This window comes from Variovorax sp. J22R115 (assembly GCF_030317005.1).
GTDB lineage: Bacteria > Pseudomonadota > Gammaproteobacteria > Burkholderiales > Burkholderiaceae_C > Variovorax.
Genome location: NZ_JASZYM010000008.1, coordinates 267,422 through 291,982 on the forward strand (window position 1 = coordinate 267,422; position 24,561 = coordinate 291,982).

At 61.5% G+C, this 24,561-nt stretch carries 25 protein-coding genes and 3 pseudogenes; 15 read left to right on the plus strand and 13 right to left on the minus strand.

The window, feature by feature from the left end:
- Nucleotides 1-803 precede the first annotated feature (803 nt).
- Nucleotides 804-1,423 (plus strand): annotated as a pseudogene (locus tag QTI04_RS16370) (IS5 family transposase); the annotation flags it as partial.
- 154 nt (nt 1,424-1,577) lie between these two features.
- Here QTI04_RS16370 and QTI04_RS16375 read toward each other — a convergent pair.
- The 6 genes from QTI04_RS16375 to QTI04_RS16400 all read right to left on the minus strand — a co-directional run bounded on the left by QTI04_RS16375 (nt 1,578) and on the right by QTI04_RS16400 (nt 8,370).
- Nucleotides 1,578-2,618, minus strand: coding sequence for an alpha/beta fold hydrolase (locus QTI04_RS16375; protein ID WP_286616560.1), 1,041 nt, complete (start codon nt 2,616-2,618; stop codon nt 1,578-1,580).
- 821 nt (nt 2,619-3,439) lie between these two features.
- On the minus strand, nt 3,440-4,570 hold the full coding sequence (locus tag QTI04_RS16380; RefSeq protein WP_286616561.1) for a sensor histidine kinase: 1,131 nt from the start codon (nt 4,568-4,570) through the stop codon (nt 3,440-3,442).
- A 410-nt stretch (nt 4,571-4,980) separates the two neighbouring features.
- Nucleotides 4,981-5,751, minus strand: coding sequence for an OmpH family outer membrane protein (locus QTI04_RS16385; protein WP_336621892.1), 771 nt, complete (start codon nt 5,749-5,751; stop codon nt 4,981-4,983).
- Nucleotides 5,752-5,878: 127 nt separating this feature from the next.
- A complete protein-coding gene (locus QTI04_RS16390) occupies nt 5,879-6,385 on the minus strand; it encodes a ferritin-like domain-containing protein (RefSeq protein WP_286616563.1) in 507 nt (168 codons plus the stop codon).
- Nucleotides 6,386-6,772: 387 nt separating this feature from the next.
- Nucleotides 6,773-7,027, minus strand: coding sequence for a hypothetical protein (locus tag QTI04_RS16395; RefSeq protein ID WP_286616564.1), 255 nt, complete (start codon nt 7,025-7,027; stop codon nt 6,773-6,775).
- A gap of 560 nt (nt 7,028-7,587) precedes the next feature.
- Nucleotides 7,588-8,370: a hypothetical protein gene (locus QTI04_RS16400; protein ID WP_286616566.1), complete on the minus strand. Its 783-nt coding sequence runs from the start codon at nt 8,368-8,370 to the stop codon at nt 7,588-7,590.
- Nucleotides 8,371-9,375: 1,005 nt separating this feature from the next.
- Between QTI04_RS16400 and QTI04_RS16405 the strand changes: the two genes are divergently transcribed.
- Entirely contained in the window at nt 9,376-9,552 is a 177-nt protein-coding gene (locus QTI04_RS16405) for a DUF3606 domain-containing protein (protein ID WP_286616568.1), read from the plus strand.
- Complete coding sequence (locus tag QTI04_RS16410) at nt 9,549-9,725, plus strand: hypothetical protein (protein ID WP_286616569.1); 177 nt, start codon at nt 9,549-9,551, stop codon at nt 9,723-9,725. The genes QTI04_RS16405 and QTI04_RS16410 overlap by 4 nt, the downstream gene beginning before the upstream one ends.
- A gap of 97 nt (nt 9,726-9,822) precedes the next feature.
- Here the strand turns inward: QTI04_RS16410 and QTI04_RS16415 are convergent, their stop codons facing one another.
- Complete coding sequence (locus QTI04_RS16415) at nt 9,823-10,029, minus strand: hypothetical protein (protein WP_286616570.1); 207 nt, start codon at nt 10,027-10,029, stop codon at nt 9,823-9,825.
- A 15-nt stretch (nt 10,030-10,044) separates the two neighbouring features.
- Nucleotides 10,045-10,320, minus strand: a complete 276-nt coding sequence (locus QTI04_RS16420) for a hypothetical protein (protein ID WP_286616572.1) — start codon at nt 10,318-10,320, stop codon at nt 10,045-10,047.
- 516 nt (nt 10,321-10,836) lie between these two features.
- Between QTI04_RS16420 and QTI04_RS16425 the strand changes: the two genes are divergently transcribed.
- On the plus strand, nt 10,837-11,190 hold the full coding sequence (locus tag QTI04_RS16425; protein ID WP_286616573.1) for a hypothetical protein: 354 nt from the start codon (nt 10,837-10,839) through the stop codon (nt 11,188-11,190).
- A gap of 566 nt (nt 11,191-11,756) precedes the next feature.
- Here QTI04_RS16425 and QTI04_RS16430 read toward each other — a convergent pair.
- Nucleotides 11,757-12,908, minus strand: coding sequence for an ABC transporter substrate-binding protein (locus QTI04_RS16430; RefSeq protein WP_286616574.1), 1,152 nt, complete (start codon nt 12,906-12,908; stop codon nt 11,757-11,759).
- A 1,265-nt stretch (nt 12,909-14,173) separates the two neighbouring features.
- Between QTI04_RS16430 and QTI04_RS16435 the strand changes: the two genes are divergently transcribed.
- The 6 genes and pseudogenes from QTI04_RS16435 to QTI04_RS16460 all read left to right on the plus strand — a co-directional run bounded on the left by QTI04_RS16435 (nt 14,174) and on the right by QTI04_RS16460 (nt 16,264).
- Nucleotides 14,174-14,458, plus strand: a complete 285-nt coding sequence (locus tag QTI04_RS16435) for a ribbon-helix-helix protein, CopG family (RefSeq protein ID WP_286605363.1) — start codon at nt 14,174-14,176, stop codon at nt 14,456-14,458.
- 7 nt (nt 14,459-14,465) lie between these two features.
- A complete protein-coding gene (locus QTI04_RS16440) occupies nt 14,466-14,759 on the plus strand; it encodes a type II toxin-antitoxin system RelE/ParE family toxin (protein ID WP_286605364.1) in 294 nt (97 codons plus the stop codon).
- A gap of 302 nt (nt 14,760-15,061) precedes the next feature.
- Nucleotides 15,062-15,142: pseudogene (locus tag QTI04_RS16445) on the plus strand (LysR family transcriptional regulator); the annotation flags it as partial.
- Nucleotides 15,143-15,157: 15 nt separating this feature from the next.
- Nucleotides 15,158-15,868, plus strand: coding sequence for a LysR substrate-binding domain-containing protein (locus QTI04_RS16450; protein WP_286616617.1), 711 nt, complete (start codon nt 15,158-15,160; stop codon nt 15,866-15,868).
- A gap of 133 nt (nt 15,869-16,001) precedes the next feature.
- Nucleotides 16,002-16,139, plus strand: coding sequence for a hypothetical protein (locus QTI04_RS16455; protein ID WP_286616575.1), 138 nt, complete (start codon nt 16,002-16,004; stop codon nt 16,137-16,139).
- Complete coding sequence (locus QTI04_RS16460) at nt 16,139-16,264, plus strand: hypothetical protein (RefSeq protein WP_286616576.1); 126 nt, start codon at nt 16,139-16,141, stop codon at nt 16,262-16,264. Before QTI04_RS16455 ends, QTI04_RS16460 begins: the two co-directional genes overlap by 1 nt.
- A 330-nt stretch (nt 16,265-16,594) precedes the next feature.
- Here QTI04_RS16460 and QTI04_RS16465 read toward each other — a convergent pair whose 3' ends face one another.
- Both QTI04_RS16465 and QTI04_RS16470 read right to left on the minus strand, forming a co-directional pair.
- Nucleotides 16,595-17,320 (minus strand): DUF3750 domain-containing protein, encoded by a 726-nt coding sequence (locus QTI04_RS16465; RefSeq protein WP_286616577.1) that lies wholly within the window; start codon nt 17,318-17,320, stop codon nt 16,595-16,597.
- 359 nt (nt 17,321-17,679) lie between these two features.
- The gene (locus tag QTI04_RS16470; protein ID WP_286616578.1) at nt 17,680-18,780 is read right to left on the minus strand and encodes a DNA-binding protein; all 1,101 of its coding nucleotides are present in this window, start codon (nt 18,778-18,780) and stop codon (nt 17,680-17,682) included.
- 215 nt (nt 18,781-18,995) lie between these two features.
- Here QTI04_RS16470 and QTI04_RS16475 point away from each other — a divergent pair, with 215 nt between their 5' ends.
- The gene (locus QTI04_RS16475; protein WP_286616618.1) at nt 18,996-20,081 is read left to right on the plus strand and encodes a site-specific integrase; all 1,086 of its coding nucleotides are present in this window, start codon (nt 18,996-18,998) and stop codon (nt 20,079-20,081) included.
- A 516-nt stretch (nt 20,082-20,597) separates the two neighbouring features.
- Here the strand turns inward: QTI04_RS16475 and QTI04_RS16480 are convergent.
- Nucleotides 20,598-20,843 (minus strand): hypothetical protein, encoded by a 246-nt coding sequence (locus tag QTI04_RS16480; RefSeq protein ID WP_286616579.1) that lies wholly within the window; start codon nt 20,841-20,843, stop codon nt 20,598-20,600.
- 159 nt (nt 20,844-21,002) lie between these two features.
- Nucleotides 21,003-21,368: a hypothetical protein gene (locus QTI04_RS16485; RefSeq protein ID WP_286616580.1), complete on the minus strand. Its 366-nt coding sequence runs from the start codon at nt 21,366-21,368 to the stop codon at nt 21,003-21,005.
- Between QTI04_RS16485 and QTI04_RS16490 the strand changes: the two genes are divergently transcribed.
- From QTI04_RS16490 to QTI04_RS16505, 4 genes and pseudogenes are all read left to right on the plus strand, one after another.
- Nucleotides 21,353-21,670 carry a hypothetical protein gene (locus QTI04_RS16490; protein WP_286616581.1) on the plus strand — a complete coding sequence of 106 codons (318 nt, stop codon included), beginning with the start codon at nt 21,353-21,355 and terminating at the stop codon, nt 21,668-21,670. The two genes, QTI04_RS16485 and QTI04_RS16490, sit on opposite strands and share 16 nt — an antisense overlap.
- Before the next feature lie 1,004 nt (nt 21,671-22,674).
- Nucleotides 22,675-23,070: a hypothetical protein gene (locus QTI04_RS16495; protein ID WP_286616582.1), complete on the plus strand. Its 396-nt coding sequence runs from the start codon at nt 22,675-22,677 to the stop codon at nt 23,068-23,070.
- 303 nt (nt 23,071-23,373) lie between these two features.
- Nucleotides 23,374-24,117, plus strand: a complete 744-nt coding sequence (locus tag QTI04_RS16500) for a toll/interleukin-1 receptor domain-containing protein (RefSeq protein ID WP_286616583.1) — start codon at nt 23,374-23,376, stop codon at nt 24,115-24,117.
- A gap of 80 nt (nt 24,118-24,197) precedes the next feature.
- A pseudogene (locus tag QTI04_RS16505) lies at nt 24,198-24,557 on the plus strand (IS6 family transposase); the annotation flags it as partial.
- Nucleotides 24,558-24,561: the final 4 nt, after the last annotated feature.

A 24,561-nucleotide genomic window follows, 5' to 3' on the forward strand; every position in this document is an offset into this window, starting at 1 on the left:
CGCGACCTTCACTTGCCAGTCGGGCCATGCGCTCAACCAATTCGTGTCGAGCCATCTCAGAATGAAGCTAGTGGGGCACAGCACAGAACAGGTGTCGACGCGTCTTGGAAGCTTGTGCGCTCACGACTTCCGACCGACCCAACAGAGCGGCGGGTCGCGGCGACGATGTCGCTGACGATAGCCCGCGCTGTCGCAGACCTTCGGCCGAACCGCGTTGTACATCGGTCCGGGACAGGATTGGGCCCCTGCGGATTCGTAGCAAACGGAGCGATGCTCGCCGCTTTCGATACCCGCGCCCCGTGCGGCGATCCCACCAACTGCTGAGCTCGGGCCCGCATCAGCTGATGCCGCGGCGAAGGGCGCGCCGGCCGACGCGGCCATGATGGCAGCCGCCTTGAGGAAGGCAGAACGATCGAGTTCATTGATACTCCCGGCAAAGGACGAGAACCGCCCCTGCTCCACACAACGCGCGAGCCGGAACCGAGGCTCACGTCTGCTTTGTGAAGATGATTGCCAAACGTCTCAGCTAGGGAAATGCTGATCAATAGGTGGCGGTGGGCACGGCCCGTGCATGCGTGAAGACACTGCAATTCACGGCACCGCCGAGATGAACCAACGCAGCTTTGCCAGCGCCGAGGACCCGATGAAGATGAAGCGCACGCGGCGCGAGAAGTTCTTGGCCGACATATAGCTGGTCGTACCGTGGTCTCGTCTGACGATCGAGCCGCTGTACCCTAAGAGCGGGCTTGTCGGCCGACAGCCCATCGGCGTTCCTCGGATGCTGCGGATGTCTGTTCGAGGAGATCAACGCCCATCTTGCCGAGCAAGGGCTTCTGATGCGCGCGGGCACCATCGTGGACGCGACCATCATCGCGGCGCCGAGTTCGGACCAAGAACGAGGGCAACGCGCGCGATCAAGAGATGCACCAGACCAGGAAGGGATCAGTGGCACTTCTGGATGAAGGCGCACATTGGAGTTGATGCCGAGTCTGGCCTCGTGCACTCGGTTGTCGCGACGGTCGTCAACGCCATGGTCACGCCCGATGGCTTTGCCGAGCGTGAGGCGGCCAAGGTCGCGATCAGGGACGCACGTCAAGCCACCGCGAGTGCGGAGACCGAGGTCACGCTTGGCGCGGACAAAGGTTATGACGCCGCCGAGTTCATCGAGGAGTCGCATCGCATGAAGGTCACGCCGCACGTGGCATAGAACAAGTCGGGGCGTCGCTCGGCGGTGGCCGACGAGATCTCGCAGCGCAAGCGCAAGCTCATCGAGCTAGGCTTCGGCTGGGGCCAAGTCGGCCCCATCCGCCAGGTGATGGTGCGCGGCATCAAGAAGGTCGACCAGTCGTTCGTGCTGACGATGGCTGCCTACAACCTCGTGCGCATGCGGACCTTGGCAGAAGTCCGGCCGTTGGCCGCGTAGAGGGTCGGAGAGAGCGGAAAACGCGCTTTCGAAGCGGGAAAACGGCGACAGCAGCGAGTCTGGAGCGTCGAAATCCCGCAACCGTCCGCTTCAGGACGCCGGATGACTGTAGCGCGCTTGGTGCTTCAGTAGTCTACTAGGCCGCATGAGTTAGCTAAACAAATGCCGGCTCCGCGTCTGGCAGCTGCTTAGTGTCCGTCTGTTGCGCGAGTGAAGCGACGGGGGTGTCAACGTCCGCGCCTCCTGCCTTGACCGCTGCAACCACGCTTTCAGGGTCTGCGTAATGCACCATGTGGCCCGCGCCCGGAACTACGACTAGTTTGCTCTGCGGCACATCACGATGAAGTCGCCTTGAATGCGCATCGACATCGACGACCTTGTCGGCGGCACCGGCGATGATAGTGACTGGAAGCTCAAGCTGCTTGTACCGCGCGCTGCTGGCAGTGGCCGCAGGGATCATGAAAGCCGCGTCTTCGGCATTGGCACGGAGCTGAACCGGCCGCAGCAGCATTTCACGCGAAAGTATTGGGAAGAAACTTGCCGGCACCTTGCCAGGCGAGAACATAACCTCCACCGAGCGCGTCAATAGCGCTCGAGCTGAGAGGGCGGTCACTGTGTACCGCATCACGTCACCAAGCACCGGAATGGCCACTGGGGTCGTTAGGAGTGCATCGATTCGGACAGTCGGATAGTAGTAGCCGCCCAAAAGCACAAGGCTTCCAACGTCTGTCGGGTTGTCCAATGCCATTGCAAGCGCGATGAGCGTTCCCATCGAGTGACCAACAACGATGGGGCGCTCAACCCCAAGTGTCTTAAGAGCAGATTGAAGCACTGATGCTTGCGCGGTCGGCGTCCAAAGGCGGTCGCGCGGACGGGTGCTATAGCCGAAGCCCGGCCGGTCGATTGCGATCACGCGGTGATCCAGTGCCAGCTTCTCGATCAGACCGCTGGCTTCAAAATCCGCCAGCGAGACCGCATTGCCATGGATCAACAGGACCGGCGGTCCATGTCCGCGCTCAACGTAATGAAGCCGGGCGCCGTCCACGTCAATGATCTGCCCGGACGGCGGGTGCTTCCGTTCAGCGCGACGTGCCTGGACCTCGACCCAGGTAGCCGTCGCAGCAGCGGCGAGGGCGGCACCGCAGAGAATGCCGGCTCGAGAAGTGGTAAGGGTTTTGAACTGTGACAGACTCATGATGATCCAGTGCTGGAGGTGGAAGCGCGACGAGCGCGCTGAAGCTTTAGACCTTGGATTGCGCCACGGAGTACCCGCGTGGGGGGCAACTGTCCTTACATGTAGGTCTATGCCTTCCCTCCGCACTGCGACCACGTGTCGAGTGCACCGTCCCGTTAGGTCGTCGTCGCTCGTGCGAATGGCCGTCGACGTCCGCTACGGCCCTGCTTCGATGCGGCTGCGGGGTCACTGGCGAGTCTGGTGGAGCGACGCCACGTCGGCCGAACCACTGCGATCAGTTCGTCAGAGGTATTGTTTCCCTCGACAAGATCCGTATCCATGACGCCCAAATGCGTCCGACTGAACGTGTAACCCCGGAGAGTCGAGGCTAGGGCGGGCGGGCTCGCGGCCACGATGCTCCGATGTACGGATTGAAAGTCAGAGCTGTCAGTCGCCTTGAATGGAGGCTTTCGCCCGCTTTATCCGATCCGCCAAGCGCTGCGCGCGTGTCGGCGGCGTGCAATTGTTAAGGCGTCAAGGATCCAAAGGCCTCCGACTAGCAGAGCCAAGGCTGAGAGGATTAATGCTTCGGTGGTCATACTTCGTCCAAGGTTGCCTAGGCGAGATCTGCACACCTTCGGTGCGGCAGGACGGGCCCGCGGGTCGGCATTCGCTCACGCAAAGGGTGTGCCATGTCATTCGATGTTGGATCGGTCACACATGCACCGGACACGCCGATCACCCCGGAGAACCTCCTTCTTGTGCAGGGCTCTCAGGGATTTCACTGGTGCTGGGCTTCGCTCCGCGTCGCGCGGCGGATAAGCCGAAGCGCCTCGCGGGGCTCACCCCAAGATCGGCTGTGACCCCTTCGGTAGCCTGAGTTCGAAAACTGTCAGACCACCCTGGCTTTCACATCTAATCTCACCGCCGTGGGCACGTGCGATCTGGTCGACGATGAACAACCCTAGCCCTAGGTTCGTTCGACTGCTCGCACTGCCCGCATGCGAACCACGCTGAAGCGGTTGAAACAATCGCGCTATTTCCGCGGCCGGAATTTCTGGCCCTGCGTTCGAAACGCTCAGCAAAACGCATCCCTGGGACTCTGACAGCGCGACAGCTATAGCTTCATCTTTGGCACCGTAGGCAGTAGCGTTGGCCACCAAGTTGCCCAAGGCTTCGCGGATCCTTGAGGCGTCGAATTCCCCGTTAACGTCACCGCTACAAGAGAGGGTAACCACAGCGCGGGGAAGGGCAGCCTTCAGAAGCTCAAGTTCCGCAGCGCATTCAACCGCGAGGTCGGCCTCTTTTCGGTGAATGGGAATGCCACTCCCAAGTACCGACCTGTTGTATTCGAGGAGCGTGTCCAGAAGCGATGCCATGCGCCGCCCACTCCGAATCAGTACACCCAGCGGTGCGGAGATCTTCGGGTCGTTCGCAAGCTGCGTGATCAGTTCGGAGGTCAGGAGGATCGCGTTAAGCGGCCCCCGAAGGTCATGCCCAAGCACACCAAGGAAGATGTTCCGAAGCTGGTCCATTTCTTCCGAGAAATATTCGACAGATTCAGCTATCGCCTGATCGATAGCTTCGTTGAACCGGATGACCTCCGCAATCGACGATGTGTGCGGATGAGAGTCAGCCCAGAGCCTCAGAACGCTGGCGCGGAGAGCGCGATACTCCGCAACCAGCTGTGCGACATGCAGGCCCCCCTTCGCGCGGAGCCTCCCATGCGTCTCTGCTGCGGTGGCTGGAGTTCCAAGAGTTCCATCCTTGCCGCCACCGAGGGATTTCGCACGCGATTCGGCTTGGGACTGCTCCTGGTTCATGTCGAGAACGATGGCATCCAGAATCTTGGGAATGTGGTCTCGCAACGTCTCCTCTGTTTGTTGTGCCAAAGGGGCTAGCGAGCGCGCATAGACAACGGCCTCCGCGACGATGGCGGCGCTGTTCGCTGAGATGAATTCCGAAAGCCCCATGGCCGCTCCTCAAGAATTGATCGTTGCCGAAAGTGAGAAGCTTACCCTCAGGCGGTCGCTGCTGACACCTCTCGTGCACGGCTGTGCGCGCCCCAACGTACTCTGCATCACGCGTGGCGATGTGAGACTCCTTACCGGCCAAGTAGCTAGCCTTTCGGTTTTACAAGCTGGCCGGGATCATGCACCGCTGCAAGCCACCCAAACCGTCCAGATATTCCACCCGCGCCAAAAAGAGCTCGGGCCCCCTTCGATTAACCACGCACGCGAATAGGCAGCCCCTGTACTGAAAACTTTCTCCGAGCGACTCAACGACCGGCCCTCGTCCCTCGTCGTCGACATAGGCGCGCAAGGCGAGGCTCGGAAGCGGCTATCTGAGGTGCGAATTCTGCGCCGGGCTCGCAGTCCGAATTTCACCGGGGATCTGACGGAGTGCACGCGGCCACCTGAGATGGGAACGACTCTTCGTTCAACGCTTGGACGATTTCGATGGTCCAATCCGCGGAGGGTCGGACATACAGCGCGCTGTCCAGAATGAAGTCCGCCTGCGCTTCCTTCGCAAGCCCCTCGACGGCAACGCGAACCCTACGGAACAGTTCGTCGTAGCACTCGATTCCGCGGCGGGACCTCTCAGCATCCAGCAACTTGCGATCGATCATTAGCCGTTGCTCCGCTTCCGTTAACCGGAGCACGGCTGATTCCAACGAGGCTGGCGACAATTGCCCCTCCTCAAGGCTAGACCGCACGACAGCCAGTTCTTCAGTGCGCCGGCGAAGGGAAGCCTCGCGCTCGACGAACTGGTCGGCAAGGGCTCGCTGAGCCAGACTTCCCACCCACGATTCACTGAAGACGCGCTCTACATCCACGACGCCTGGGCCGCTCGCCTTCGAATGAGCCCCTAACAGCAGAAGTAGTACGGCCACCAAGCAACGCCGCCCACCCGACAAAATAGCCAGCCGCCCAAATAAAACCATAAAGCGGAAAAAGCGCTGACCACCGGACAACATTGGGTGAGGGCTCAAGGTTGCTGATCTCCTGTGAGTCGACTTCGACGTGATCCCTCCCGCGTCGCCGCCTTCTCCGAAGCATTTCATTGTGTTGTTCAAATTCCGAATAGTCTTACGCTCCTCTCCCGCCGGACCTGATTGACGGCAAGTTTGTGACATCAGCGGCTTGGGAGGCATGGCTAGAATGCATCGGTGCTCGCAGATCTCAAGGCCTGAAGCGCACGCCCGAGCGGGCCGTCGAAGCGCAAATGGCGCCAACTGGCACGACCGCTACGTGAGGCCTCGATTGCTAGGCTGATGACTGCTACTTCTTGTCAGCCGCCTGCACGTTGATTGCTGCTTCGGCCAACTCGCTCATCAACTCATCGCCACGGGCGATCTCGGCGACCGCGGTGTCGAGCGCTTTCTTGTCTTCCGAGCGCTTCAGGGCCCCCGCAAAGGCGGCGACTGTACCGAAGCCCGTGATGCCGTAGTGCGTCATGCGCTGATACTGCGCAATGATCGCGGCATCGAGGACCGGTCCCTTCACGGGCGCATCGTCGATCGTGTGTTTGGTCGCTTCCTCGACCAACCCTTGCATGCCTTTGCAGTGCTCTTTCTTGACCTTCTGGTCGAGGCCTTCAATCAGTCCCGTGAGCACCTCAGTGTGCTTGGCGATGCCCTCCTGAGAATTTGACAGGATCGTTTTGAGCTTCTGATGAGTGGCCTTCGGTGCAATCTTTTTGAGCACCTTTGCCATTTGGTCGTTCGCCGACCAAAGATCCTTGAGCTCGTCTGCGTACAGTTCTTCAAGGCTTGAAATATTGGACATGGCAGCTTCCTTTCGCGAACAGGGAGATCAGTCTGCGCCGTCCGCGTGCGGCCCGTGTAGGCGAAGACGAGCACGCTGGTGCAGTCCGTGTCCGGCGCTGCGATGTTCCTGCGCAGGGGCCACCGGCAGGCGGCCGACGCACCTCGGCTTATCGTTTGTCGCGCTCTGCCTCTTCTGGCCGCTCGCGATCTTGGTACGGTGAGCTTCCCTGGTTGCTCGAGGCTCCGACGCCAGCGTCGCCAGGTCGCACCGGTCGACGCGCGGGTGCGGGTTCAGGTTCGCCCCCGTCCGGGGCTACTCCGCTTTCGGCATCTGTCTTGGCGAACTGCTTCATCGCGTTCTCCGCCGGAGTTGGTTGCCGCTCGGGGGTGGGGTTAGCGGGGGCTTTCATGAGGCGTCGTCCTCCGTGTTGCGGGAAGGCGTCAGGTCTTCCGTCACGCCAAACGCGGCGGATTCGTCCTTTTTAGTGCTCGCGACGGTTCTTTTTGCCGGCATGTGCTCTGTGGGCGCTGGGCCGGATGCGGATTCGCCGGCGCCGGTCTTCGTTCCGCTGAATTTCTCGCCAGCACCGATGTTGTCGACCCCTCCGCTGGTCGTGGGGCGGGTGCCATCTCCTGTTCCTGCGATTGGTGTGTTGCTCATGGGGTCCTTCCGAAAAAGAGCATCACCCTCAGCCGTGCATTCGCAGCGCCATGTAGGATAAGCGCGCTTCCGAGAAGGCTGAATTCGGACAGGGACGGATGCCTACAACCGCCAACGCTTCTCGACAGCAACGACGCGCATGCACGCAGCTGGGTGGAGGTGCTCGAGCGCCATGGCCACGCATGCGCCTATGCCGTTCGCCCGCTGTTTGTCAAGGGCGGTACAAGGTGCTTCCGGAGCTCATCGGCATTGGACCCGGCGACCAGGCATATGCCCAGATCACCGCTGAGCGCACATCGCACTTGCTGGCGCGCTACCTGCCAGGGCTGAGCTGAGCCCAACGCCTGGGGCGCGATCCTTGCTGAAACGGATGCTTGCGAACGGGCTGGTCCTAGTCGTTGCGACCTCGGCAGGCGACGAGTTGAGCGCCTTGCTCACAAACAGGCGGGCCTTGCAGACCTGATCGAGGTCGCCGCCACTTCCGACGACGACCATGTCTGACAGACCAGCTCAGGGGCAAGGAAAAAAAGCGGACAGAGGCCGCGCTCGCTTCAGGGCCGTCAAGCCGAGTCAGAAGAAGTAGCCGGCCGAGCGAGTCGCAGCCGAACCATCAGATCTTCCGTAGTCTCATCAGCTTGCCGGAGCTGGCGCACGCGGTCATTGATGACGCTCAGCAATTCGTGCTCGCCGCAGACCAACGCGGCGCCGGAGCCTGGCCCGCCATCTGTCATTTCGCCAGGGAAGGACAAGCTCCAGTAGGGCCACCCAACAAGCATCACTTCGATGTTGTAGACGTCGGCCAAGGCAAACGCTGGGATGGCCACCGATTCGAGGAACTTGTGGTCGGGTGAGGCAATGGGCACGTGACGGTGCGCTTCGACGGTGAAGGCGAAGCGCACTGGCATGTCGAGTTCCAAGGTCCCGGCCCGAACCAGTGCCGTGAGAGTGGTCGGCGCGCTGCCGGTCCAAGCGGCTGCTTCATTGCCCAAGAATGCGAATGCGTCACCGGACTCGCAGATTACAAAAAGCCGTTCACAAGGGCCTGGAGATCGCGCATAAGCGCGGAGCAACTCGCCCATGACAGGGCGTCGCCACTGGTCGGCGTAAAGACGATGGGGTTCGTAGCCGAACCGGTGCAACGCCATATGACAAGCGTCCTCGGGTGACACCTCGGCATTGACCCCTGCGAGCCCTTTTAAGGCCTCAATGCACTGCCAAAGCATCCGACTGACCTCGGTCAGGGGCTGCCCGGTGATTGCGGCCAACGCCGCGGGGATCGGCTGCACGGCGCCGGCCCGGTCGCGAATGATGGGGCTGAGGGCGCGTGTGGACGTCGTGGTCATGCAGAATTCCTTGGTCTGAAGATCCGATTGACCGTTCTACCCGGTTGAGCGTCGCGAAGCGGCTGCCCGGTTTCGCTTCGCGCACGTAGGACTGCGCCACTCGAATGGTGTCGTCTTCGATCCACTGGGCATCGAACGCGATGATGCTGTCGATGGACCGTCCGTCCACGGCGTCGAGGCTTGGATCGAAGGGGAGGGCGAGCGTCTGCCGGGCGCGCTCCTTCGTCTTGAAAATGTCGACGTTGTACGCTCGGCCTTCGCACGCTGGGCGGCGTCGCCGAAGTGCTGAAGCCACTTGCAGGCGAGCGCACGCACCGTGACGACGCGCAGTTCCTCGACCTGACGCTCTCCCGAAGGACCGGGTCGCCGCCCGTACTTCGCATAGGCGGCGATCGGCACGCTGATCGTGACTGGACTTGACCCTGTTGCGCAGACGGCTCTCCCCATTTCTGATGATTTCTCGACGGGAGTCGGGCAAGTTCGGCTTCTTATCTGACTTCCTTGGGGACGAACTCGCCTGGCGTCAGGCGGCTTCCAAGCATTCAACTTCTCACGCGCATCGTGTGTCGAAATGAACTCCTCGACATTCAGGAACGCATCGCGCAGCCGACCGTTAACGACTCGATCAGCCGGGAGCCGCGTGGAGTCGAGCTTGGCCGTCTAGGCGGATGCGCCGCAGCGTCGCCATAGCCCAGAGGTCAGCCGGGCCACCAGCAACCATGTGACTCCCCACGCGATGACGACCGCGCCCCATCCAAGAAGCGACGGTCCGGACCAGCCTCCTGCTTCCCCGGAGGCGAAGACGGGAACTCCCAATCGCTGCAGCGGCAACAGGGGGTAGTCGCGGAGATCCATAAATGAGCACACATTCACATGTCCTATCGGCTTTTGCTGTCAGAAAAAGGAGCATAAAAGGCGATGGTCACTCGTAAGCAGTGGGTTGAACGTATCCAGTCCGTAGCGCGGGCTGAGTCCCGCCTTGATCGACTTCAACAGGAGACACGCATGAAGGACGACCCGAAGAAGACCGGCCTCGACCGCAAACTCATCTCGCTGACCGAGCCGCACGAGGTGCGTAGCTGGACCGAATCGCTCGGTGTCAGCGAGCAGCAGCTCAAGGCGGCCGTCGCTGCAGTAGGCAACTCAGCGGAGAAGGTGCGCGAGTACCTTCGGAAGAAATGACCCGCGCGCCCTCGATGGGGCCTGGCAACGGTGAGTACGACGCCGACACCGTGCGGAAATCCAAGGAAGCGGATGAGACGGGCACCAGCGAAGCGGGCAAAGGCACCGCGCGGGCAACGCGATGCCGACCGTACTGGTCGCGCGTGACGCTGTCCTTCTATGTCCGACAATGAGACCGCGCACATTCGCCGGTCCTGCCAGACCGCAGCCGGGTGACCACCCCCGCCCCCGACCAAGTCGTCGCACGACCCGCTGAACTGATTGCGCGGCCTAGGCCTCTGGTGGCTTCGGGTCGTTTCCAACCGTCAAGCCCTCGATGCGCGCATATGCGAGATTGAGGGCCGTGAGCTTAGCCCTCCAGTCGGCCACACCGACAAGCTCGCCGCGGTGCGCGCGTTCCCTGAGCTCCCTCATACCCTCCTGAGCGATCAAATATTCGTCAGATGACTCGAGGACCTCTTCCCAATCATCAGTCATGCCCATTCCGTTCTGCTAAGCCAGCTCGGCATAGGTAGCGGTCCAGAACCAGTGGCTGGAGCGCTCTGTCGGGCTCGTCATCAGTTCGTACCTGATTCGCACGCCGCCAAGGCCTGGCACCGCGATCTCGACCGAGGCGTACTTGTCCTGATCGGCGGCAGCGGGCGGTAACGTGCTACCGGCTCGGGCAATTTGATCTTCCTGGATCTGAGGCAGGATGCCGTTGTCTTCGTCGTCCATGTCGCCAGCGTGCATCAGCCGCAGCGTCGTTCCTGTCAGACGAGCGCGCAAGCGGCCCTCAGTCCCAGGGAGCACTACCATCCGAGCATGCGGCAAGAGCGAATCATTTTGTTGGGGTGGTTTTCTAGTCGGGTCTCGCCGGGGCAAAGTGGCACTTACGAACAGTGAACACTGGGGCGGCGCTCCTTGACGGCTTGTTTAGTCTGGAGCAACTCGAAACGATCGTTGCGCACATTAAGGCGCTCGCAGCGCCCGACTAGACGAGTTCCGCGAAGACCCCGGTCCAGAACCAGTGCAGGCTTTTTCCGTGTCTGCTGCTCGTCAATTCGTACCTGATCCTTACGCGACCGATCCCTGGCACCACTACCTCGGCAGTGGCGTGTTCGTCCTGATCGGCTGAAGCGGGAGGCAGCGTGTTTCCAGCTCGGGCGATGTGCTCGCCGCCAATGTGAGCAAGGATGCCGTTGTCTTTGTCGTTGGCCATGTCGTCAGAAGTATGAACGACAGTGCCGCTCCCCATTGCGTCATTTGACGTTGTGCGGCTTCTGCGGCGTGATCGGATAGTCGTTGGCCTGCGCCGCCAGCGACACGTCGCTCAGAACGATAGCAAGCGACGCATCGACCAACTATTGCGGCGTTGTCTCGCGCTATTTTTTTGCCATGCCCGTCATCGGAAGTGCTCTCGGGTTGGTCACCAAATGGCTGGTCGAGGAAATTGGGAGTTTCGTCTTTCCCAACCGCGATGCCTTGGTCGCTGCCGAACAAGTCGTTCTGAAATTGCCGGAGCTGAGGGATCCGTTGACTGGAGGCGTGTCCGAGCCGACGCGACGTGAAACGCACCATCCTGGCACTGATTCGGAAACAGGGTGCGGAGGAAACTCCTCCTATTTCGTGACGTGGTCGGTCGCGTCATCGTCGTAGGAAGGAAGGCCCCTTTGCGTGGTTCGATGAGGGCGGAATATTCGCAAGGCTCTGAGCAGCGCGCGCTGAATCTGTATCTCCAAAAAACCGGGCCGCTGGGCGACCTCCTGTCGCCTGCGGTTCGCGGGGTGCTTTTTTGGCAGACTAGACCTTCTGGCGCGCATCGCCGCGATCCTGCCGGCGCAGCTGAGCAGCGCGTCGCCATACGCACCAGCCGGGCCGCCTCTTTGGCGCGCGCGTCGTCAGGGGCGGCCGGCTGCGCTCGATGCTACAGATGGACGATAAAGAGTGGTTATCGATCCCGGTCCAGCCAGACCTCACGACAGGCACGCCGCGGTTCGATCCTGAGTCCAAAATGTATCGCCTTGGAGCTTGAAGTCGGCGATGACGAAGCGCCGATGTCCGTCACTGGATCAGGACAGGCGCAATTGGCGAATTTCATCGCAAAGAGCCGCGAACATGGGACTGCAGGTGATCTAGCCAGTCTCCACGATTGTGGCCGCTGCCCGGCCGCCCCGCTGCCGGCGAACGAAACTGCCAAGCGAGTCGATGGGTGGTCACCCCAGTCATTCGATCACCTCGTTCGCTCGCAGCAGGAGCGAACGCGGGATCTCGATCCCGAGTGCCTTCGCAGTCTTGAGGTTGATGCTCAGTTGAAACTTCGTCGGCCGTTCGATCGGCACGTCACCGGGGTGCTCCCCTTTGAGGATCTTGTCCATCTTCGTGACGGCGCGTCGACCAAGGTCATCGAGGTCGGCGCCGTAGCTCATGAGAAATCCTGCCTGGGTCATTAGCGGAAATTCGCTGATCGACAGCAGGTGGTCACGCAAGGCGAGTGTTGCGAGGCGCGAGCGGTGAGCCACGGCTGCAAGTGGAAAGAGCGCTTGGGCGTTGCGCTGCCGCGCCAGAGTGAACGCCGCGTCGAAGTCGTTCGGTCCCCGGACCTCGAGGACTTGAAGCTGCAGCCCCAGCCGCCGAGCGCCGTCATCCATCTCCTGCACGACTTCCTTGGCGTCGACCACCTCGGTTGGATCGATGAGCACGGCCACCCGGACGACGGCCGGAAACGCTTCCTTCAGAAATTCAAGGCACTTTGGAACGAGTTCGGGGAAGACGACTGTCAAACCGGTGACATTGCCACCGGGATGCGCGAAGCTCCGGGCCCAGCCTTCGCGGATCGGGTCGCTGCCTGACACCGTCACGATGGGAATGGTGCTGGTGGCCTTGCGCGCGGCCTCGCGCGCCGCCGGGCCGAAAGCGACCAGGACGTCCACATTCAGTTGAACCAGCTCTGCAGCCTGTGCCGCGAGTCGGTCGGGCTGGCCTTCCGCGTAGCGGAGCTCGATCAGAATGTTTTTCTTCTCCATGTACCCGAGTTCTCGCAGCCCTTTTCTGAATCCGGCGAACCGTGGGTCTTGGCTCGTGCCGGAAGGGGCTGCAACGTACGAAAGAATCCCGATCCGTGGCATGTGCGCTCGGCCTTGCGTGCCGGCGCCGATTGAGACTGCGAGGAGGCTCACAACGAGGTTGAGCGCGCAGCGCCGGCGACCCTTCTCCGAACCGCCTCGCAGGTTCCTTTTGCGTTGTTGCAGCAGACACGGGCTTGTCGGGCATGGCCACTTTCCCCTGAGCCGATTTGCACCACGTAGCCGAATCGACATTCGAACACTTGCGGAGCGAGTTGCCAGTTCCGGCACCGTGCTGACGGTGCCAAACAACCACGACCAGCGAGATTCTGCGCCAACCTCAACTAGAGCGCGCCCTCTAGCCTGTTGAGCGATTGCAGACCAGATCGAACGGCTGCAAATGGGTCGACAGTTCTTGTTTGCGGTCCGAGCTCGGAAGGTCGGCTTCTTCTGCACGCCTGCGGTTCGACGGGCGCAGGCGAGGGGCAGGGTAGGGCCCAGGAGCCGCACGACGGGCACTCGTGGAGGGCAGGGCAGGGCCCAACGCGGAAGTTGAATTGATCGAGGCCGAGGACCGCTTGGCAGCGTAAAGCGGTCGGGTAGAGGCGATTGGCCAGATACCTGCCCACCGCGCCAACGGGATGCCAACGCTCGCGTTTACTGGAGGAGCGATGGCAAGCCTCGACGTATGGAAGCGGCGATTCATGGGGTTGTTTAACTTCGCCGTGGCGGCCGCTATCTCCGTCACCATCTCCTATTGGAGCACCGAGGGCCACCGCGCACCGTCTCCACGGAACGAGGTTATACGGCCGGAGCGACCGTCGCCACCGGACCGGCCGTTGGGGCCGGAGCGACCTCCACCGACGCGGCCCGGGCCTGGCGCGTCGCCGGTACCGGCGCCGCCGTCGACAATCGAGCGCGTGGTCGCGATGGCAGCACCGTTGATGGCGCTTGACCGCAATAACCGCCTTGATCGGTTGGATCCTCACTAGCGTGATCTCCATAAGAAGGGATCGCCGCGAACAGCGCAGGCGATGGTGGACCTACGGCTAAAGGATCTTCACGTTCAGAAGCTGAACGCGGAGCTGGCAACCCTGCGGGCTCAGAAAAAAAAGCCACAAACGAGTGATGAGCACTCCTTTGAGGCCCGCGCTCACGCCGGACGGTCGAAGGGCAGCGGCCGCAGCAGATTGGTGCCGGGATCGTGGGCGCTGTGGGCGGCTTCGCAGCGGGCATGCCGCCAGCATTGCGGCGCGGGGCGCCTATCCCTTCGGCACCGCCCGGCGCATCTTCTCGATCTCCAACCGGGTCTTCTCCATGGACAGCGCCGCCGCCTCGCGGGCGGCAAAGCGGCCATTTGCAAAGAAGACTGACGCGGGCATTTCTGACGCTGCTGCTTCGTCGCAGAGCGCACCTGTTCAAGTTGAACCGGATCGTCACGTCTCTCGCGGTCACGTCGGAGAATCCGACTAAAGGATCGCCGCGCGCCTGCGGACACAAGAAGATCGGCGTCCATGGAACAATGTGGCACAAATGTGCTACATTAGAGTCGCTCAGAAGATCCAAGAAGGCTGCCCATGTCCACGACCACGATCCGAATGGAAGATGCCCTGAAAGCCCGCATCGCGGCGGCTGCCGAGAGGGCCGGAAAGTCTTCACATGCCTTCATTCTGGATGCACTATCCGAAACGGTGGAGCGCATGGAGACGGACGACGAGTTGCATCGGATTGCCGACGAGCGGTGGGTTGCTTTAAAGCGGACTGGCAAATCGGTGGCCTGGACGGATGCGAAGGAATACTTGCAGGCCCGCGCTACCGGAAAGAAAGTGCGGCGGCCGCTAGCGCGACAGCCAGCGCGTTGATCGAGTCATGGCTCGAATCGAGCTTGCTCCCGAAGTTGTTGACGACCTTGATCGCTTCTTGGATCACATGACGCAGTTCGATGCGGTGGACATCGCGAAGCGGATCGAGGAAATCATCGAGGCCATCCAGATTCTCGCGCATAGTCCTCAGATCGGCAGACCGGTGAAAGACGGCAAACGGGAATTGGTCATCGGCAAGGGTGCTCGAGGCTATGTCGCCTTGTATCGCTACTTGGCCGAGGTCGAGACTGTTTTCATATTGGCAATCCGCGCGCAGCGAGAGTCTGGTTTCAAGCATTGATCTTCGTGTGGGGGCGCATGACTTGGACGGGACGTCGCGAGATGATGGAGATCTGGGCGTCGCGCCGCAACCGACACCAAACGAGAAGAATTGCCGAGGCCATTCGGGCGAACAGCAACGGTCGACACGCGGAAACGGCGCGATAACGCGCCCTTACCGACCCCAATGCTTCGGCCGATTTGCCAATGGCGAGTAGGCCGGGTGTATGGCGCGGATGGGCGGGCGCCTGCGCACGGCAGACCAAGGCGAATGGCTCTTTCTGTTTAGCGAACTGACGTTCGGGGCCCAATGCCCAGCCAGCGCTGACCAGTTCCGTTCGTCGTCTCGAAGAGGTCTGCGGCGCACCGCTTTTCGAGCGGTCGGGACGTGGCATCAAGCTCACAGCCGCTGGGCACGTGATGCTGAAATGGGCGCGACGCACGCGCCTTGACGTGGACGAGGCTCGGCGCGAAATTGAGGACATCGGCAGCGGCCTGTCCGGTACCGTGCGCATCGGCATCATTCCTACAGCGGCGCAATTCCTCTTGCCGCGCGCCGTTCGCCAGCTAATCGCCGAAGCGCCCGAGATCAAGCTCCAGACCATTGTCGGCTTGAGCGACCTGCTTCATCCCAAGTTGCGTACGGGCGAGCTTGACATGACGATCGAAACCGAAAGCGAACCTGAGTCAGGAATCACGTCACAAATTCTTTCGGAGGATCCCATCGTCGTTGCGGCCAGCGCGTCGCACGAGATTTTCCTGGGTTCTCCCGTGCTGAAGGACTTGTGTGCCTATCGCTGGGTGCTGCAACCGCCCGGCGCTCCGACCCGCGATTGGCTGGATCAGACCTTCGAGCGCCGGAATTTGCCGCGCCCAGATGTTCAGATCGAAAGCTCGATGCTTCTGATGCTGCCGACGCTGATCGCCGAAACCGGCCTGCTGAGCTTCATTTCGCGACACCACCTGCGGGCCGGCCAGCTTGGCGCAGGTTTGAAGGAAGTCAACGTCAAGGGCACCACGATGCGGCGTCGCATGGTTGTGACCTACAGAGACCGCAGCTACCTATCTCCGGCGAGCCATCGCCTGATCGCGCTGCTCGCCACGGCTGCGAAGGGAACGCCCACACTGTAGACGCTACCCGGCAAGGCACACAGATGCCGGGCAAGGAGCAAGCCCATGACGGCGTGATCGCATCTTCCGTGCAGACTAATACGCCCCCAAGATCCGCAACCGCAACCGCAACCGCAACAACGACTTAAGAAATTTGCTCATCGCCGAGTCGGAAGACCACGTGCACCAGGGCTTCGACGTGCAGGCCTGCGGCCTGTATCACGGCCCGGACCACTGGGCCCGCGTCTCCCAGCACGCCCTGGCGGTTTTTCCCTCGGTATCGGTCCGCTGATGCCGTACATCTTCGGCCTGGTGCACGACAGCCAGCGGCTGGACGAGGGAACCGACCCGGAACACGGCCCGCGCGCGGCTGCGTTCTACAACGTCGACGTCGCGCAGCCGTTGCTGTGGACCTGAGCGTGGCAGCGGAGCAGCGGCGCACAACACGGAGCGGGTCGACGCCGGCGACTTCGCCTACGACCTCTACTACGCCCGCAGCGCTGTCGAGGCGATCCGGTACCAGCGAAGGCTCGTGGCCACAGCGGAGGCCTTGGCGTTCCAGGCGGCAGACAAGATGTGCTCATGCGCGCCTCGAAGCCACCAGCGTGAGTAAGAGAAGGGGCGTCCCGGAACGCCCGTTTTGATTTCTCGTGGGTTAGCAGTGGCCGGGGTCGTCCGTGGATTCCGCCGGATGTAGGCGGGCGCCGATTGCACCGGGTGCTGCGGGACAAGATGATTTTCCCGCCATCAAGGCAGCCGGCCAAAACCTGGCACCCGCAGGGCCATGTCGTCGACGTCGATGCCGAAGCCCAGCCCCAGCAGATTCAGTTCCAGGCCCTCGTCCTGTGCCACCGTCACGCCTGCCAAGCCCAACAACGACAATTGCCAGCCGGTGCCGCTAGGTGCGTGGTCGATAAAGGTGGTCGGTCCGAGGTAGTCCTTGCCGATGGCGGTGGGCGGCAGGTCCAGGCGCAGGTCGGGCACTTGGCGGGCCACCCAGGCCACGAAAGTGTTGCTGTTGGGGCCGGGCCAGAGACGGTAGGACGCGCGCCAGGGATAGGCCGCCACTGCAGATTCGATCTGGTCGATTAGGGCTTCTGCGTGGGCCCCTCGGTGGTCGGCGAGCAACTGCGGGTAGGCGCCGAACCATTGCATGTCTGGGGCGTCGACTTCGCTGGTGACCAAGGCATCGCCGCCGCGGCGGGCCCGCCAGCCGACTATGTGGTAAGTGGTGTAGCGCGCCGAGCCTGTGCGCTTGACCGCGATCCAGGGATGGATGCCGAAGGCGCCCCGCCAGCGCACGATGCGAGCGCCATAGACCTGCACCACCGCACCGCGTTCGGCCGCAGGACTGGGTGCCTGCCTGGTGCTCTCACGACTCGTCATGTGCCAGGGGGTGTCCAAGTCCAGGTTGCCGAAGGCCAGCACACCGATCGGACCGAGCATCAACAGGGCGAGAAGCCCAAGGAACATCAGCGGCCAGCGCGACCAACGCGGCAAGCGCCTCCGGACCGGAGGCGAAGAAGAGGCTTTGGCCATCGTGCAAGTATGCGCGGGGAGCTACCAGGCCAGGACAAATCGCGATGCCGTCTGCGAACGAATTGGTGATTGGCGCCTATTCGAGCGCGGCTCTCGCGCACTGGGTTCCCCGCTCACCTTGGCATAGTCCGGGGCCTTCCGAAGGCGCGGGATCTTGGCTCCTAAGCCCTGCCGACCGGATGCTGTGGATCGATCAGGCGGTATGAGAGAAGGCGATCGAGCGAATGTGGACCGATCGCCCATCTGTTAAACCTCGCTTGCCGCGCTTCGACGCGTGCTCGACGAGAGAGCTTCTATTTGGGAGATTTCATGGCGCGGCGCGGCGGTGCCTTTTCGCTTTCCCCGAGGGGTACCTTTAGTTCGCGCAACGCGGCCGTCGTCGAAGCATGGCTCTCTCGGAGCTGTGTGATCTCGCGTTCTGACTGCACCTGAAGGCGCTGAAGCTGGGAGGCCAGGTCGGTTGCCCGCTGTTCTACACCAGCGGAGCGTTCGCGCAGAGTCGCCAACTCCACCTGAGCCGCTTGGTGCTGGAGCGACCAGGCCGCTGCTGCGTCGCTGTGTGCGGTCTTCTCGTGCTGCAGCGCCAGCTGCGCAGCGCCCAGAGCGGAGCGAGCAGTCTCGGCATCAGCAGCGTGGGCCTTTTGCATCTTCGCGAGTTCGGCGCTGGCTTGGCGCGTGGCCATGCGCTCGCGATCGACCTCCGAGAGGAGGCGACGTTCCTGGGCGAGATGTCGCTCCTCGGTTTCTTCTGCGGCGCGCTGCTTGGCGCCGAGTTCCATCGCTGTCTTCTCGCGCAGGGCCTCCTTGCTGGCAACAGCCTCGTCCAGCGCCCTGCGCAAGCGTCGAACTTCCGCCTCGGAGTCGCCGAGCAAGCGAGCGGATTCTTGCTGCTGAGCGTGCATCTGGGTCTCCATGGCCGCGACCGCTTGGCGCGAAGAGACCAGGGCCTCGTCAAGCGCGACGCGGGCGTGTTCAAACGAGGCCTCGCGTTGCTGGAGGTCAGCTTCCTTCCGGGCCAGGGCGTTGCGCTGGAGGTCAAGTTCCCGCCGGGCGGCCTCGGTCTTCTGGACCTGCACCTGGTCGGCTTCACGCCGGGCGACGTCCCAGAACTGCTGGGCGGCCTGGACGATGGCCAGGGGAAGCTGCTGTGCTTCGCCGTCGACCAGTCGTGGACTTCGACCCTCCAGGCGCTTGCCTAGCGTCGCGAACCAGCGCTCCAGCATCGGGCTCACGGTGTTGGGCGAACCGCTGCCGATCCTCTGGCGCACGCGCTCGATCGTCGGGCGCAGGCCGTCCTGCAGCAGTGCGTCGGCGGCTTCCCAGACCTGAGCCTCCTGGATCCCGCGGCCGCCGCGAATTGGGTGCATGTTGTCGCTCGAACTTTTCAGATCCATGCCCTCTTCTCCCGCCGATTACTTGCGATAATAAATGATTATCGGAAATGACGTACAATTAACGTTAGACATCATACATGGCACATATCATAAAAGACACAAAGGGATCCCTCGTCGTGCTGCCTGCGTAGTCATCCACCCGTCCCAAAGCCGCTGGAGGTCGCTTGAATCAACCTGCTGAAAAAGTGCCGCCGTCGAAGGCGTCCAAGGCCTTGATGCCTTTGAAGCGCGACCACGCGCTGCTCGACCCCGGCCAGCTCTCGGGCATGGCCGAGGAAGCCGCGAGCGATCTGATGGCCGAGGGCGAATCGGACAACACGCGCCTCGCGTACCGCGCCGCCATGCGGTACTGGGCGGCCTGGTTCGGGGCGCGCTACGGGCGCCAAATGGCGCTGCCGGTGCCCGTGCCCGTGGTGGTTCAGTTCATCGTCGATCACGCCGAGCGTTCGACCAAGGCGGGGCTGGAGCACCAGCTGCCGCCCGCGATCGACGAGGCGCTGGTCGAAGCCGGTTTCAAAGGAAAACTCGGGGCGCCGGCGCTGAACACCCTGGTGCACCGGATCTCGGTGCTTTCGATGGCCCACCACTTGGCCAAGCAACCGAACCCGTGTGTGGATCCGGCTGTGAAGGCGTTGCTGAGCAAGACGAAAAAAGCCTACGCGAAGCGCAACGCCCTGCCCCACAAGCAGCGCGCGCTGACAAGGGAGCCAATGGAGGCGGTGCTGGAAACCTGCGACGACTCGCTCAAGGGAAAGCGCGATCGCGCCCTCCTCCTCTTCGCCTGGGCCTCGGGCGGGCGCCGACGCTCCGAGGTGTCAGAAGCGGTTTTTGAAAACCTGCGGCGGGTGGATGGGGGAGATTTTCTGTACACGCTGGCCAGTTCGAAGACGAACCACAACGGGAAGGTGCGGCCAGAAGACGTGAAGCCCGTGGCCGGATCCGCCGCCGAGGCCCTCGACGCCTGGCTCAAGGCCAGCGGCATCACCTCCGGTCCCCTCTTCCGGCGCATCCTCAAGAACGGCAAGCTTGGCACGGACGGGCTCACGGGGACCGCGGTTCGGGACATCGTGAGGGCGCGGTGCGTGCTGGCAGGGGTGGGAGATGATTTCTCGGCGCACTCGCTGCGGTCAGGCTTCGTGACGGAGGCCGGAAGACAAAACATGCCCTTGCAGGAGACGATGGCCATGACGGGGCATCGGAGCGTGGACACCGTGGCCGGGTACTTCCGGGCGGGTGCGGCCCAGGTGAGCGCGGTGGCCCGGATGATGGATTCATCGAAGGCCAGACGCGAAGAAGGTTGAAGCTTTCCACAGCATGAGAGTCCGGCGTTTTGGTCCACGCCCTGGGCGAGGGGCGCAAGACTGACGCGCGCGGAGTTGGCGCTCGATCGAAAATCAAACGGCCCAAGGGAAATTTTGACTGGATCCACGGCTGTGGTCCGGGTCGCGAAGCTTGGCGCCTTGGCGGGCGACAATTGTCTTGAGCGGTCGGCGACAACTATCGTGAGCGGTTGACGCACACAGTCCGAGGTGCGTTTGCGGTCGCCTTCAACAGGCGGGCTTGGCGCTTGATCGGAAGCCGTGCCCGCAGTCGAGAAGATCGGCATCGACGATTCCAGTCCGGTCAGATACTGAAATACGGCTGTCAAGCGACATCAGGAACTGACCCCGCATGTTGCCTCACGGCGCAATGTTACCGAGCACGTGAGGAGTTCCGAGCGTTCGTAGGCGGTGGTCAACGCGAAGCGTTGTCCACGGCCCGTCTTCTCTCGAATACATTTATTGATTTGTTGCCAGGCGCGCAGCGCCTGGCCCCCTTCAGAGCGCAGTAATCTCAGTAGCCGTAGACCCGTGCGCATCTGTTTCGAGGCGGCATTGATCGATCCACTGACGGATCGCGTCAGCACGCCATGCTGACAGAGCACGCTGGACCGTTCTCAAGTGCTTATCGGTGAACGTTCCTGGTGGCGCAAGTTCTCGCAGTCGTTTGAGAATCTCCACGGCCGTCATTCCCGGTTGTCGCTGCAGCCAGTTGCGCGCCTGGTCTTCGTAGGCGTCGAGCATGCGCGCCTTCCTCGGTATCGGCTTGCGGCGCGTATAGGGGCGCCGGTGGATCGCGCGCTGTTCTCCACTGTGGACTGAAGGCGTTGCAGCGGCGAGGGATTCGACAGCGTCGATGGTGTTCGCACTCGGCCCCTCCACGCCACGTTGGTCGACGCGACGTCACAGGTCTTCTTGCGCGGCCCGGATCTCGTCCAGGAGCGCGACGGGGTCGATCGTCCCCAGTACGTGCTCCAAGCCGGCCTTGACCTCGGGGCTGACCGCATCATGTGTCAGCACGCGGTTAGCCGGCGGAACGGGCGGGTGGTATCGCTTGACGACCTTGGCGCCGATGCGCGATTTGCTGCGCAGCTTGAACGACGGTTGCAATACGTTCGTGTGGATGCGAGCTGCCGCGTACAACCTAGTCAATGCGCGTACGGCCTCCAGTCCTTCGAAGCGACCATAGCCGACCAGCCTGCGCACGATGGCGCCGTTCTTCTGCTCGACCCAGGCTTGATCGTTCTTCCGGTATGCCCGCGCACACATTGGAAATTGGGCGCCGACTCGATGCTCAGGGCCTGCAGGTCAGTCCGGAAGCGCCTGAGATGGAGAGAAGGCCGAAAGTCACCACGGTCGGGTTGGATGGTGGCTACCTGCGGCTTTGCCACCCTGACGATGAGAAGTCATTCGAGGTCGTCGCCGGCCGAGCCATGCGCGCGGGCGTCGATCAGCGCAGCCTGGCATTCGTTCCCGTTGACGAGCATGCGCACGAACGAGTCCGATGCGTTCTGTCCGCTTTCCGGGATCGCGAAAGCTGGCCCGGGTTTGCCCTGGAAAAGCTACAGTAAGAGCGAGATATCCATGGTCGAAGCTTGATGCGCAGCAAGAGGAGAACGCTATGTCGGAACACGAACTCGATCACCGAGGGGCTCGGCTCATGGCGACGGATAAAGCTTATGTTGCGAGCAATATTGCTTTGGCCCGATCGGTGGCGCGCGCCCCAATCCATCGCGTGTCGTGCGAACCGGACAATGCGTCGGTCCTCGATCGCTCACCGAACGCTGACCCCGCATATGTAAAAGGCATGCTGGTGCGCCTGCAGCGCCGGCACGGAAACCGCTATGTCGGACAAGTCCTGAGTCGCTTGCAGGCAAGGTCGCATGGCGGGCGCGAGTTGCCGCAAATAAAAAATCGTGAGCAGCCTGAAGCGCTATCCCCGGATCATGACGCGGAATTGACACCGGATGCTGCAGTGGATGGCGCTTCAAGTTCTAAGAATCAGCCCAGTTCGGTACCGTCAATAGTTCAAAGACAGTCGCTGGATCCGCTAGCAGGGCAACGAGGGTCGCTGGATCCGCTAGCAGGACCACCGGTAACCTCCTTGGCGAGAGCCTTACATTGCTTCGACCTGTACACCAGCATGAGGATCCAGATATTTCCGCCAGTGATGGACTATATTTTCGCGCAGTACGGGCATCCAATCACAGGAGAACTACCGACAGTCACGCCTAGAGTCTTGCTAGCAGATCAAGGAGTGTTCGAAATCCACATTGAGGTCCGAATGGCACACGACCCCCGTCCCCGCATTCTCAAGCTCGATGTGACTTTGAGAGAGATTGATAACATGGTCATTGCTTACGCAATATTGTTTGACCGATTGGGAGCGCAGCGCGTTGAGATGAGGCGGTGGCTTTATCAGCTCTATCACGATTTTTTGGGAGGGTGTATTTTTGAGGACCGCCCTGAACCGGCTCGGTCCCCTCCAAGAGGACCCGTGCAACGAGGAGATGAACAAGTCCCCGCGTAACGAAGACCCGTGTCCTTTGCAAGCTCTTTTCGATGGTGACGTGAGATGCTTGCAGAAGACATGCGCGAGCATGCGCCCGGCGTGTCGAAGGCAATGTCGATCTCGGGAGCGGTGGCACTTCAGGGCGCCCCGCGCGACGATAGCCTGCGTACCCGGCCCGGCTATTGGCGCCGCAGTGTGCGCGAAGTCGCGCGCTTTGCAGCCTGGATCGTGGTCGACACGCGCGAAGGCAGCCCTTTCGTCGATGCTGAGATCATCTGGTTGATGCAGGGCGAGTATCTTCGCAAGGTGCTTTTCGTAATCGGCGACGACGGCGAGCAAGACGCGTTAGACAACCTTCGTGCAGCAGGCATCGATCCGATTGCTCGCGGCGCGCGTGTCGTTACGCTCACCGCCATGGACGCGGAAATCTTCGCACTTCGAGATGCGTATGCGAACTGAAGCGGGCATCCGGTAGGCGGTGGGCCATAAGGCGTTTCGCTGAGTGCTGTTCTTCTGGCTCGCGGTGGCGGCGGTGCGCGCTTGTACCTTGCTTGGTGGGCCTATGAGGAATGGCAGGGCCAACAGCCAATCCCAGATGCCGGCAAGGCTTTGCCGCCAAGTCTTGCGCTTCCTGCCGAAAACTGCGACCTTCTTGAGTGCCGGCACGAATGCACTTGAATCAGGCGGCATACCGCAAAGTAGCTTTTTCTAGCTCTCGCGACGCTCAGGCGGACAGTGCGAAAGCTTTACCTTACGCAGTATATGGAGAACGCTAAGTACGATCTTATCCTGCCACCCCCTCCCTTGTGGAACTGGAAGGCCTTCTTAGTCTGGTTTGCTCTAGGTGAGGCATTAATGGTATATGCCCACCTTTCCCAGACTCCTCCATTAACTCTTACTCCAATCATCTTCCTAAGCAACTTTGTGGTCGGACCGGTCATTGTTCCGCTTTTATATTACGGATCGTTCTACCTTTGGCGCTCGTACAAATATCTCAGGAAAGTTCGGAAGGAACTTCGCCCGCCCCCGACACTCGATGTTTTCATTAGCCACAGCAGTGAAGACGCACAGCTTGCTGAGATTCTTATTGAAGTCCTAGAAGCTGCTGTTCCGGACATTGCAATTCGATGCTCTAGCATTGACAAATATAGACTAGATGCCGGAGGAAATTATGAAGTTCAAATCCGGCAGGAAGTATTGCTTAGCAAGGTTCTTCTTTGCCTGATTACGCCTAGAAGCGTAAAGTCTGACTACGTTCTTTTTGAGTTGGGTGCCAGGTGGGGGGTTGGCTTATGGACCGTTCCTCTCCTAGCCAGCGGGGCAACGGTATCTTTGCTGCCAGGGCCGGTTTCTCACCTAAATGCCATAACTTGCTCCTCGACATATCAAATCTACCAAATGATTGACAAGGTCGTCGCCGTAACGAAGCTGCATCAGAACGCGACCGAGAGGTATGAGCCCTATGTTGCGCGCTTGCAAGCGGCGGCTGCGAACGCAAAAATCTAGTGCACGCGGAATTCCGGTTGACTTGTCGAGCGCGGCCTCAAAAAGGCATTGTCACGTTGGCGATGGCATAAGCTTGCTGGATGCATAAGAAGAAGTCGCTGTATCACGGTCATCGGTTTCCTGCGGTGGTGATCAGCCAGGCGGTGCGCTGGTACTTTCGATTCCAGCTGAGCCTGCGCGATATCGAGGAGCTGCTGTTTGAGCGCGGTGTTGTCGTCAGCTACGAAACGATCCGGCGCTGGTGCGACAAGTTCGGCGCGAGCTTTGCGCATCGCGCCAAGGGCGCACGGCGCAAGCCGGGATCGACCTGGCACCTGGACGAGATGTTCGTGATGCTGCGCGGAGAACCCTACCTGCTGTGGCGCGCCGTCGATCAGCATGGCGCTGAACTGGACGTCCTGGTGCAAAAGCGGCGCGACAAACTCGCAGCGAAACGCTTCTTGG